The sequence below is a fragment of the Bacteroides faecis genome, from assembly GCF_020091505.1.
Taxonomy (GTDB): Bacteria; Bacteroidota; Bacteroidia; order Bacteroidales; family Bacteroidaceae; genus Bacteroides; species Bacteroides faecis.
This window is the reverse complement of record NZ_CP081916.1, coordinates 1,710,085-1,722,539: the sequence shown is the minus strand read 5'-3', so window position 1 is coordinate 1,722,539 and position 12,455 is coordinate 1,710,085. Positions and strand designations below refer to the sequence as shown.

Below are 12,455 nucleotides of genomic sequence, written 5' to 3'. Positions count from 1 at the left end.
TCTTTATTTATTTGTATTCGTATTTGTTTCCAGCACATAAATCATTTGCGGCTCGATTTCTGCCGTACGTTCACCATCTCCTTGGCGGGTATGCTGTACAAACAGATGCAGTTTCCGCCGTTCCTTCCATAGCTCGGTATCATGAGACGGTTCCCAGGCATCCACTGAAAAATCAGTTAAATCCGTTACCGACCATTTACCATGGCTGACATCGGTTGTATGTGCCATCGACACACGGCTTCCCCGTTCCTCGTCACGGAAAATATAGAATATCTCTTTATCCTCCACTACAATGCGGGGACGGGCAACAGGAATCATCTTCGTGCCGCCTCCTTTCAATGAAAACGGAGTTTTACGATCAGTCACCTGACGATACTTCCATGTTTTTCCATCATTCCAGACAATACGGTATTGAGGAACATCACTCCCCGGTTCTCTCCAGTAAGTTGCAATATAAGGTTTTCCATCGGCATCGGCACTCATGCTTGTCTGGTTAATCAACTCGCTGTTTTGAGGGATGCGACAGGCATATTCTGCGTTTGAAGCAGTGATAGGAAGCTGATATTTTTCTCCATTCGATTGATACCAAGTCACCCCATTATCAAAAGAACGTGCATAGCAAAGATCATGATTGGTCTCTACATGCCAAGTCTCACGCCATACCCATGACAGATGGATGGTTCCTTTCTCGTCCACATACAGTTGCCAGTAAGCATTCCGCTGATTCTCTCCATCAATCAGAACATCCTGTACACGAGTCCAGGCATGATTCTTCAAAGAATAACGATTCATCACCAGATTTCCGCGACCGGAAGAACCGGAACGATAGGCAAACAGCAAATCCCCTCCGGATAAAGGATAAAATTCCGGATAAGTGACATTACCTTCATCTACACCGGTCATCGGCACTTTTTCTCCTAACTCCAGAGAGCCGGGAGCTATCCCCCGGCAATAATTCAACTTATGCCCATGATGATCGAAAGAAACATGCAAGTATCCTTCCCCATCTACCATCATACTAATAATATTATGAGCGTCTTTTACATTACCTTTGTATTGTGTACGGTGTATTGTCCATTTTTTAGATTTCAGCTTCCGTTTGCCAAGTACCAGATACCCTTCGGCATCGTAGTAGCTAATATACTGCTCCCCCTTATGTGTCACCAAGGAATTGTTACGGAATACCGCTGTATTGACAGAAGTACAACTATATCCCTTAGCCACTTCCACCAATCTCTGTGAAAGACACACAGCAGAAACAGAGATCAGCAAGAAAGTTAGTAGTAGTATCCGTTTCATCATCTATTTCTTCTATTTATCAAAGATTTCCAAGTTCCACTTTTCATGCCAGGGTATCGTAATCGCTCCGTTCTTTATCAATACAGGCAGCCATACATAGCGTGAATCTTCCAGGTCCTTCTTTTTCCAACGGTCAAACATGGCAATATATGCATCCTTCTTTCCAATTATCGGCTGCATATATGTACTCTGTGCATAGAAGGTCTTATCCGCATCCGGTCCTGTACAAGGATTGCCTATTGTTTTCCATGTGCCCATAATGGAGTCAGCAACAGCAATTTCTGCAATATTCGGGTCCCACCCTGTGCAACCGGAACTTAACATATAATATTTACCATTATACTTAAAAACTGCCGGAGCTTCACGAGATTCTTTTATGAAATTACGTGTAAAACGTCCGCTTGGTTTCAGATAATCATCCGTCAGGAGACTGATGTACATAGTCTCGTTGTTTTCTGACGAGTAAAATTGGTAAGCTCGTCCGTCGTCATCTACAAATACGGTCTGGTCACGGCTCATTGCATCGTTCGGACGGAAACTTCCCAGATAAGTAAATGGCCCGGCAGGAGAATCGGAAACAGCCACTCCTGCACACGCCTTGCTATAATCTGCACTCTCCACATGCGCCCACATCACAAACTTACCAGTCTTCTTATTATAAATTACTTTGGGGCGTTCCAATACTTTAGACGGATGGAGATCATGGTTCGGATCGTCTTTTACTGCCGGCAGGACAATGCCTTCAAATTTCCAGTTCAGTAAATCTCTGGAAGAATAGCAACCTACTCCCGTCACATCTGTACGATAGCATTCCCATGTAGCCCATTCCGGTAATATCGTTTTTCCTTTTTTATACTCTCCGTACCAATAGTAAGTGCCCTCATGATAAAGCAGTCCCCCACCATGAGCATTAATAGGGTTACCATCCGTATCTTTCCATACTTCACCGGGCATGAAACTTGTATTTTTCTGCGCTTGCGCTTGTATCGGCAGCAGCCCCATAAACATGACTACCGGCAATAAGAATTTAGCTATATACACCATACTTTCAAATTATTCATGATATTATTTAAGATTTATCGTCCACAAAGATACTGGATACATTAAAGAAAAGGGTTCAGAATTGTGTCAAAAAAGGACCAAAAAACGACCAATATCCACGAATTATAAGCTATTTGGGAAATTCTTTACCTTATTTCACTTTATCTACCCATTGAACTCAAGTTCTATTATATACGATATCAATCGATTTTCCACCTATCAACCCATTCGATAAAAGGAGTACCTTTTTCATTAAATTGGATAGGCAACCAGATATAACGTGAGTCTTCCAGACTCTTCGGGCGCCAGTTATCTGCCATAAAAAGGAACTGTTTTTTATCCGGTAAAGGAAGTATATAGGTACTCTGTCCGCCAAATGTTTTATCTGCATTTTCGCCTATACAAGGATTTGGAAGTTGCTTCCATTCTCCAAGAATAGAAGTTGCAGTCAACAAACGAGCTTTATTAGGGTCCCATCCCGTACAGCCGGATGTTATCATCCAATAAATCCCATCCTTTTTGAATATAGCAGGAGCTTCATTATGTCCACCGGGAAAAATCCGAATATATTTACCACTATGGTTGAGATAATCGTCTGTTAATTCCGCAATTTGCAAAGTAAGGTTCTCTTCTGAAGAATAAATGTGATAAGCTTTTTCATCATCATCTACGAACAAAGTCATGTCCCGGGACATCTGTCCACCTTCCAGATCACGTTTCACAAACATACCTTTCCGAATTGCTTCATACCATTCTGGTGTCCACCATTCTTTATATTGTTCAAGATTCCATTTTAGCTTGCGTTCTTTCTTAGTCATATTCAAAGGATAAATGCCGGGATTCACACGCCCGGAACGAATAAAGCGATATGGTCCGACAGGCGAATCACTTACAGCAACAGCCGTACGGGCAGGTCCATATCCTTGTCCTTTCAGTTCGAGATGCAGCCACATGACGAACTTTCCGGTCTTCTTATTATAAATAACCTTCGGACGCTCCATGATACATCCTTTCTCAATATCGCTTCCTGCTTCTTCGGAAACTGCAAAAACAATTCCCTCATTTTTCCAGTTAAGTAAATCAGTGGATGAGTAGCAAGCTATGCCTTTTTCTGTGACGAAACCAGTAGCCGGGCGATGTTCTCCAAACCAGTAGTATTTGCCTTCATGAAAAAGTATCCCTCCGCCGTGTGCATTAATCAGCTCACCATCCATATCTCTCCAGACTTCTCCAGAAGCTATTTTTTTCTCTTTCTGATAGACTCTGACATAATCAATCTCATATTTCATTGGCAAGGCGGCCTCATCAATCGGTCCTCCATTAATGCCTCCAATGGCTAAATTCAATAAAAGATACTGTGGTCTTGTAAAAGGATTGGTTCCCTTTCCTATTTTACCATTTATGGTATTCTTTAAAGGTATCTCATTTAAAAGTTCATCGTCCAGATAGAGTTTGATCGCTTCTTCATCCCAATCCATTCGCCAGATATGGAACTTTGAAGCCCAATCCGGATCTTTATCGGTAAAATGTGAATAAGGAGTTGCCTGACTATCCCATTTTGCATGCCATTGCCGATCTGTTCCCCATGCAGCATTTGCAAGAATATGAGGTACTCCTTTGATTTGGTAATACTCCATAATGTCAATTTCACCACATGAAGGCCATTCCATATCACGTCCCAAAGCCCAGATAGCAGGCCATGCACCTTTCGCCACCGGAATACGTGCTTTTATTTCAAAACGCCCATACAAAAACTCTTTTTTCCCGGCAGTAGTGACTGACGAAGAAGTATATTCTACAAACTCTCGTTTTTTGCGCCAGTCTTTGCTTCCTGCTACATAAAGGGGATTCTTTCTATCTTTCTCCTTTCGAGCTTCTATTATGAGATATCCATTTCTGCAGATTGCGTTATCCTGTTGATACCATTGGGCTTCTTCGTTACGTGCATATCCCTGTTCAAAGTTCCACACAGAAGAATCCAAAGGACCATCCGTTTCGAATTCATCACTCCAAACTAATCGCCAATCATTCTCCGCTAATGTACATAGTGAAAATGACAAGCCCATCATTAAATTTACAATCTTTACTATCTTCATATAAGTCTGTTTTTCTTTGGGGTTCCAAAACCTATTGATTAATTTATCCTCCGAAAGATAAATTAGTAGTATTCATTATCGACAAAAATAAGAGTTCAATAATAAATAAAGGTACAGAAATCATGCAATTAGGTCGAACTTTAAATAAAGCCTACCTAAATGACCGATATTCGATTCTATTTGAACGATTTATAGACTAGATCTAGCATGCACTTTATATCGACAAATATCCGGATATGTCTATCATCGTCATAAACAAAAAACTTAGAGAAGTAACATATCTCAATTTCACAATATAAAAATTTAGAAATTATCAACAAAGCCAAATTGTGCTGTTATAGTAAGGTACACCTATTTCCTAGATGTACCTTACATAGAGTCATCTACTAGCTTTTATTCTTTACGATAGTAGCTTCTGTTCGATATTCTTTACCATTCTCCATATAATGATACCAAATAGTAAATGTATGCTTCTCTACATCAAAAGTCCCCCCTCCTTTAAGAATAGGAAGATCTTTCCAAGGTTCTATTGTAACCGTATTATCCGTCGGATTAACAATTAATTTCATCGCTGCTTTATCAGCATTAGTTAACTCTTCCGATTCAACTTTATGAAATAGACGAACTGTATACTGGTCGACCGCAATCATTGTACGCGGTGTATTTAAAGAAGATGTTTCACTTACGATTGGTTCATCATTTTCATATCTGACATTTGTTCCACTGATGATATATGTTCCTGAGTATTCATTGACCATTTTGAGATTCACCATTAAAACTGTATCAGTTGGGGTTGGTTCATAATCACTCACTTCTGCTATTCTCAACGGAATAATATAACGCTTATCACAATTTACCTGATCTGCATAAATATGGATAGGAATACGTACATACTCTTCTCCAGCTTTAATAGTGCCTTCCCATGAAGGAATATTGTATAACTCTTGAGGCATAGCTTCATAAGGGATATCATCTCCTACCACATTTTTCTTATTATAATTATCAATATTAATGTAGTCTGCTTGCTCCAGTCTTATAGTTACATCATGATCTAGAGAAACAGTTCCCCCTATTGCCACAGACACAAATATCTCCCGTTCACTACCATAAGCAACCTCCTTTCCTTGCAGTTTATCATAAGCACCAACCAAATAAACCTGCTTTATATATTGTTCTCCATCTATTGGATTTTCAACATTACATGAAGCTAATACAAGTAGAGAAAAACTGAGACACAAGCATCTTGTATAATTAAATAGTTTCATTTTTCGTTCTTTTATAGTTTAACATTATCATTCTGATCACCATCCTGGATTTTGATCAAGTTTCACATTTTTATCCATTACGGTCTGAATAATCGGATAGAACATCAATTTATTGGATATAGTATAAATTGAGTATTGCCAAGTCATTGCCGTCCGCTTATGGTATGCCTCTCTGTTACTACTTTTTGCATTCACATTCATACCATAAAAAGTACCTACATTCTTAGTCAAGTCTCCCCAACGACGTAAATCAAAAAAGCGCCTACCTTCCAAAGCAAATTCTACTTGACGCTCTCTTTTTATTATCTCACGCATTTTTGCAGGATCATTTAATTCTGCATCTGTTACTCCTGGTAAACCAGCACGGAAACGAATCATGTTGAAATATTTTCTCATTTCATCCTTATCCCTTTTCACCGTAATATTATTATCCTCATCTGTATACACAACCCCTTCTTCCATCTCGTTCATGGCTTCTACATAGTTAAGCAAGATTTCAGCATAACGAATAAGGGGGAAGTATTTACTTCTATAACCTCCTTTTGGACTATCCGAAGTATGAACATATTTACAACAATTATAGCCACTAAAACTCTTATCGTCAGGATGATCTCCCCAAGCAGCCCCAGTGCCATCAATATAGTAAGTCACCTCCAGATTCTTCTTGTTAGGTTCAGTACCAGCATAGGAACTCGCTTCCCAATAGCGGTGATTAAAAGCAATAGTAGCATAAAAACGCATTTCACGATTATCATACATCTTTGCAACCTGAGCAGGCATTTGATAACCTGAAAAACTTTTCCCATTATTTCCAATAGGTTTCCATGCTTCTGCCTCAACAGGATAAGGATATTCTTGACTTGATTCATTAATATCATACCCATCAACCATTTTGTAGGCATCCACTAATTGCTGGCTCACATTCAATCCATTACCTCCTCCCATTACTGCAGGAAAGGCAACATATAAAACATCATTATTAAAACCAGCTGTCCAAATATATTCTGAAACATTCAACGCTAGCTCTTCACCTGTAAACATATCATTATAAGATCTAAAAGGATCAATGTCTCCAGCACCATTAGGAAAATTTCCATTTGGCACATTTTTAGGTAGTTCTGGTGTATCTGCATCTTTTGGCACTGTAAATAGAGCATATTTATCTAAATTGATCACTCTTTTTGCTGCCGCAGCAGCTATTCCCCATTTCTGTAAATCTTTTGTTTGAGAAATATATGGCACACCATCTATATGACGAATAAAATCATAATAATAAGGATTACCATTAAACCACGGACTAGCAGCCTCTAAACGAATACGAGAAATTATAGACAATGCAGCACCTTTTGTAGGAACACGATAAGTAGATACATCTGGACGTTCATCTAACAACATGGCAGCAGCAGATTCCAAATTCTCACAAATATAATCTACACATTCATCATAAGTTCCTCTAGGAAAACTTAAAGATTCAGTCGAACCATTAGTCGGCAACGGATCATCCGGCAAAATGGGTACAGGACCATATTGTCTCAATAAACTATAATATAGATAAGCACGTAAGAAGTGAGCACGTCCGGTAAAATCACGACGATCTACCTCCGAGATATCTTCGCATTCGTGAATTCGTTGAATTACTTGATTGGCACGCCGAATACCTTTATAAAATCTATTATAATAATCATATGAACTACTAAAACGATCGATTTTACCCTGAGCATAATCAACAGGAGTCATTTTAAAAGAACAAAAAGCTTCATCAGTAGTTAACGCAAAAGGATCTTCACCTTTCCACCACAAGATTTCTTCACGCGGTAAATACATAGAAGCACCATTTATATATTGCTCGAGCAAAGATTTACGTTTAAATATAGAATCAAGACTAGTCATATCATAAATATAGCGATCTACATCCAGATAAGAGTCACAAGAACACACACTAAAAGCCATGACAGCAGTAATGCCTGCAATAACTATACTTCTTATATTTTTCATATTTTTTGTCCTCATTAAAAATTAAAATTCAACTGCAATGTATAAGTACGCTGAATAGGATATTTAGTTCCATTACCACTAGCCTGTCCCGGGTCCCATAACTTAATATCATCCCATGTACATATATTATTAACAATAAAACTTATGTCAATACCACTTACTCCTATAACGTTACTCAACCACGGATGTGCATAAGAATAACGTGCCGTAAGATTCTTAAAACGCAAGTAACGATTATCTGCTAACCAAAAAGTAGATGCACGATTATTATTCTTATTCTCTCCATATGTTAAACGAGGAAAACGAGCATTTGGATTCTCTGTTGAAGGATTTCCAGAAATTTCACGTGAAGTCCAGCGATTAGATGGCTCTGTTACAATATTCAACAAATTACCTCGGCTTTCCCATGCAAAAGGATAAAAACCAGTACCACCATAAAAATAATTGCTGTGCCCAGCCCCTTCGAAAAGAGCACTTAATGAAAATTTCTTCCATCTAATTTCTGCAGCAAATCCATATTGCAATTCAGGAGTTGCAGAATACGAAAGTGGCACTTCATCATCAGAATTAATAACTCCATCATTATTCACATCTTTATATTTGATATCACCCGGTAGAACTACACTCTCAAAAGTCTGCTTGGGACTACTTTCAATATCAGCTTCATCTTTAAATAAACCTAAGGCAATCAAACCTCTTTGTACACCATTAGGAATGCCAATTCGCGATTGATAAGGATAACGAATACCTGATTCTTCCCAATTAGTAACTTTATTTCGCGAGTAAGTAAAATTGGCACGTAAAGTCATTCTCCAATCTTTATTAAATGCATGATCAAAAGAAATGTTACCATCAAAGCCATGACTTCTCATACTTCCCATATTGGCCCATGGAAAATTGACTAATCCTACTTCAGTTGGAATAGTAGCACGTTGTTGGAATATTCCAGTACGTTTATCATTGAAATAGTCAACAGTAAACTGTACTTTCTCATGAAATAAATGAGCATCTATACCAATATCAAATTTATGGGCGGTCTCCCAAGTCAAGCCGTCAGTACCAATTTGGTCTTCTCCTAAAACCCCGCCACTAGCCCAGGAAGTTCCTGACATTCCTGAATAAATAGTTGTTAAATATGGAAAACGTTTACCTCCAATACGATCATTGCCTACCAAACCATAAGAAGCACGTATTTTAAGGAAATTCAAAAACGGGATTTTTTCTCTTAGGAAGTCATATTGAGTAGGAACCCAACCACCAGAGACCGCTGGAAACCAGCCGAAACGTTCACCTGTCGGAAACTGTTCAGAACCCGTATAGCCAATATTGAATTCTGCAAAATAAGTATCCTTAAAACCATAAGTTACACGACCAGATAAAGACTCATAACGTGTAGGAATCGCTGCCAAATTATCATTAGCATCTGAATTTGAATTACTTTGCAAATAAAAAAGAACCAATCCACCAATTCTATGCTCACCAAAAGTACGGTTGTAGTTTCCTGTTAATTCCCAATAATAGGAGCGTGCGCTATAAACATCCTTACCAAAAGACAAATCTTTCTTCTCACGAGTCCTTTTCAAATTCAAACTTCCATCAGCATTTCTACCATCAGCATAATAAAGATCTGGCATCTTTGTACGAGTAATATTATGCTGCGATTCACCATTGTAAGAAAACACACCTTTAATATCTAAGCCTTTTGTTATAAAAGATAAATCTTGTTTCAGAGTTACCAATAATCCCGTATTTAAACGTCTATTTTCTTTAAATCCCGTATAATTTAATTGAACATAAGGAGAAAGTTCATCAGCATTAGCTCCATAAGTAGCCAATGAACCATCAGAGTATTTGACCGGAGTTGTAAGTGGAGTCAAGTTTGCCTGTGCTTGCCACAAAGCATCATTATTATCACCAAACCCCGGAGCATTTTGATTTACAATCACTTGATTTAGTTTAAGCCCCAAATTGGTTGTTTTTGTCAAGTTTACATCCATGTTCGCCAAAAATGAATACTTATGATAGCTAACGTTCGTATCATATTTATTTGCTGATTTATCCTGCTTAAAAACTGCATCTTTATTCTGTATACTCAATGACATATAGTAACGAGCTGCAGTACCACCACCAGCAACACTTAAAAAATGTTGATTCTGCCATACATGATCTTTCAAAATCACATCCCTCCAGTTCACATTAGGATACAAGTCCTGATCCATGCCTGTACGAATCAATTCCATTGCGACATCAGAATAGATAGGATCTTTACCACGAGAAAGACGAGCTTCATTTGCTAATTGAGCGTACGAATAAGCATCTGCATATTCTGGCATACGTGCAGACTCACTCATTATCAAATTTGTTTTAAAATTAATTCTCAGCTTTCCCGCCTTACCACTTTTTGTTGTTATTACCACCACTCCATTCGCACCACGTACACCATACACAGCAGTTGCGGAGGCATCTTTCAATACAGAAAAACTTTCTATATCTGAAGGGTCAAGATCATTTATATTTCCTTCTACACCATCCACCAATACCAAAGCAGAGGCATTGGCTCCAAAAGTACTAATACCACGAATCCAGAATTCTGAAAAGTCATCTCCAGGCTCACCACTACGAGTCACAGCAATAATACCTGGGACATTTCCACCTAACATATTAGAGATAGAAGTACCTGGTTGGTCCAGAATTTCCGGTTTCACCACTGTAATTGCCCCCGTCACAGAAACCTTTCTTTGGTTAGCCTGTCCAACAACTACAACTTCATCCAGGTCACTAACATCGGCTTTCATTACAATTTTGATTTGCTCTTTGTTGCCTGTTACAACATACTTCTCATTTTTAAAACCTACATAAGTAAAAAGCAATGTTGTTTTATTAAGAAGATTCGGTAAACGGAACTTACCGTCCAAATCAGTGACTGTTCCTTGGGAAGTATTTGCTTGATTAACCACACTTACCCCTATTAAAGGTTCACCGTTTTCGTCCATCACTGTTCCAGCGACCATAAATCCATTTTGTCCCCACGACATCGAAATACATGAAAACAAAAGCGAAATAACAATTAATAATTGTTTCATATATATTTTAATTTAAGATTATTCTACTGCAAATTTTCTCACTACACATCCCCAACGCTCACCGATAAAGAAATTTTCTTCATCATCCATACAAACAACATAAGGATAATTAAAAGTAGATTCTAAAGGTAATCCATCAACGCCGCCACTTTTCTGATATTGTCCAGCAACAGTAGTAAGCATTCCATCAATACGAGAAATTTTTCGTAAAGTATAACCCTGCGAATCACAAAAATATAAGTTACCACTTTTATCAAAAGTAATACCTGCCGGGTTTCTCAATGTAGCTTCCAGGCGAGGTCCATCTTTCCCGCCAATCGAATTAAATCCGGCATAATCCTCCACAGTTTGCCCATCATGAGAAACTTTATAAATCCCTTGCGCATTTTGTAGAGAAAGATAAAAGCAGTTTTCAACAGGATTAAATGCCAAGTAAGAAGTCTCTTTATCAACCTTTCCACAATTTGAATTCAAAATTTCAACATTCTGCGGATTAGCAATTTCGACTCTTCCAAATTTACCATTATGGTCGCGGAAATAAAGATATTTTTCATCATTATCTAACGCACAAGAATGAATTTGCCCTGTGACGTTTGCTATTCCAGAAGTCAAACGTTTAGAAGTCCATGAGTTTTCCCTCGCAAAATAATAAATAGCATGAGGGCTAACTGTTTGAATAACATAAACTCTAGTACGATCTTTTGTGACAGCAGGTTGACCTAGTTTAAAACCTGAGAACAGGGTTGAAACCTTGTTGTCATCAATAGAAACCATACGAACACGTCCATCATCTCCTTCACAAACTATCAAGTTATTTCCTACCACTGAAGCAATACCAGAAATCTTCCCAAAACGTGAATCAATCAATGTCCCATCTGTATAGCCTCCAACTCCCGATTTGCCAGCAACTGTAGATACCTGCTCCACTTTCACATAACGAAAAGTTTGTGGAGATTTACTTTCCTTTCCGTCTACAGTAACAACTACCTCATTAAAGCCATCCTCTTGTTTAGGCATAATCCCATATAAAGTCTCTCCGTTTGTACTGACGAGTACAGCTTCACGATCACCATTAAAAATTACCTTAATTTTTGATAAGTCATTGCCAAAATTGCTTCCTTTTATAACAAAAGGAGTTTTATATCCACCAGAATCAGGTAATATTGCAGTTATTTCCACAGGTTTACTCGAATCATAGGCTGTACTGACATAAGTCGGAGTAACATAAGCATAGTCCTCCTTACAAGAAAAAAGAAGACCGACTAAAAATAAAATACTAAATGTGGATAAGACCGTCTTAAGTACATACCCCACATTCATACTGGATTTCTTTCTTTTCATGCTATTTTTTTTTAAAAGGTTAATAAAGTTATTTTCTATTCTACCGAAAAAATGATTGAAAGTAGTATTGAGATATTTCTCCGTTATCACAATGCAAATATAGGTGCGAACATCTGCACTTTACTCTAAAGATAGTTCTACAAGGTCGAATTTGAGATATTCGACATATTTGAATTATAATTCGACATAGAAGGTTTATTTATATTCTCCCCTGTTATATTACAGCAAAAACATAGTTCACTAATATATCTACATATCTAATTATAGCATAATTAACTTAGAATCAAGTCTACTCTAATATCTTCAAGTCCATATTTTAGTTCGTATGATTATAC

7 protein-coding genes are annotated in these 12,455 nt (G+C 38.0%); all 7 read right to left on the bottom strand.

What is annotated here, in order from left to right; genetic code table 11:
• Positions 1-3: 3 nt before the first annotated feature.
• The 7 genes from K6V30_RS06835 to K6V30_RS06805 all read right to left on the bottom strand — a co-directional run bounded on the left by K6V30_RS06835 (position 4) and on the right by K6V30_RS06805 (position 12,120).
• Positions 4-1,299, bottom strand: a complete 1,296-nt coding sequence (locus K6V30_RS06835; protein ID WP_055269174.1) for an alpha-l-rhamnosidase — start codon at positions 1,297-1,299, stop codon at positions 4-6.
• A gap of 12 nt (positions 1,300-1,311) precedes the next feature.
• Positions 1,312-2,343 carry a glycoside hydrolase family 43 protein gene (locus K6V30_RS06830; protein WP_022301193.1) on the bottom strand — a complete coding sequence of 344 codons (1,032 nt, stop codon included), beginning with the start codon at positions 2,341-2,343 and terminating at the stop codon, positions 1,312-1,314.
• A gap of 197 nt (positions 2,344-2,540) precedes the next feature.
• Positions 2,541-4,436 carry a family 43 glycosylhydrolase gene (locus tag K6V30_RS06825; protein WP_010536345.1) on the bottom strand — a complete coding sequence of 632 codons (1,896 nt, stop codon included), beginning with the start codon at positions 4,434-4,436 and terminating at the stop codon, positions 2,541-2,543.
• Between the two features lie 386 nt (positions 4,437-4,822).
• Complete coding sequence (locus K6V30_RS06820; RefSeq protein WP_010536344.1) at positions 4,823-5,701, bottom strand: BT_3044 domain-containing protein; 879 nt, start codon at positions 5,699-5,701, stop codon at positions 4,823-4,825.
• Between the two features lie 36 nt (positions 5,702-5,737).
• Entirely contained in the window at positions 5,738-7,696 is a 1,959-nt protein-coding gene (locus K6V30_RS06815; RefSeq protein WP_010536343.1) for a RagB/SusD family nutrient uptake outer membrane protein, read from the bottom strand.
• A gap of 14 nt (positions 7,697-7,710) precedes the next feature.
• The gene (locus tag K6V30_RS06810; protein WP_022301195.1) at positions 7,711-10,779 is read right to left on the bottom strand and encodes a SusC/RagA family TonB-linked outer membrane protein; all 3,069 of its coding nucleotides are present in this window, start codon (positions 10,777-10,779) and stop codon (positions 7,711-7,713) included.
• Positions 10,780-10,797: 18 nt separating this feature from the next.
• The gene (locus K6V30_RS06805; protein ID WP_010536341.1) at positions 10,798-12,120 is read right to left on the bottom strand and encodes an IPT/TIG domain-containing protein; all 1,323 of its coding nucleotides are present in this window, start codon (positions 12,118-12,120) and stop codon (positions 10,798-10,800) included.
• Positions 12,121-12,455 lie beyond the last annotated feature (335 nt).